This window comes from Acinetobacter sp. NIPH 1852, from assembly GCF_022549455.1.
Lineage (GTDB): Bacteria > Pseudomonadota > Gammaproteobacteria > Pseudomonadales > Moraxellaceae > Acinetobacter.
In genome coordinates this window covers 1-314 of the sequence record NZ_JAKZGG010000067.1, presented here as the reverse complement: position 1 = coordinate 314, position 314 = coordinate 1, and the positions used below count along the sequence as shown (strand labels likewise).

At 41.7% G+C, this 314-nt stretch carries 1 protein-coding gene; it reads left to right on the top strand.

The genetic code is table 11. The annotated features are described in order from the left end of the window. Window positions 1–314 (top strand): phage major capsid protein (locus tag MMO38_RS16600; protein ID WP_241324201.1); only part of this gene is annotated, 314 nt, incomplete at both ends.

The window sequence follows — 314 nt, the reverse complement described above, 5'->3', positions numbered from 1 at the left end:
ACGGATGATAAAACTCGTCCATTCGGAACGATCCAACAACTGAGTTCTGGTACTGCTGGAACTTTTAATGGCGATAACCTAATTGATCTAATCTACTCAATTAAGGCTGGGTATCGTCAGAATGCAGTTTTTATGATGACCAATCTTACCCAATCTAAAGCCCGTAAGTTGAAAGACAACGAAGGCAATTACCTCTGGCAACCCGGTCTACAAGCTGGGCAACCTTCAACCTTGTTAAGCTATGGAATTGAAGAAAACAACGATATGCCAGAAGCCGAAGCGGATGCGAATGCTATTTTATTTGGTGATTTCAA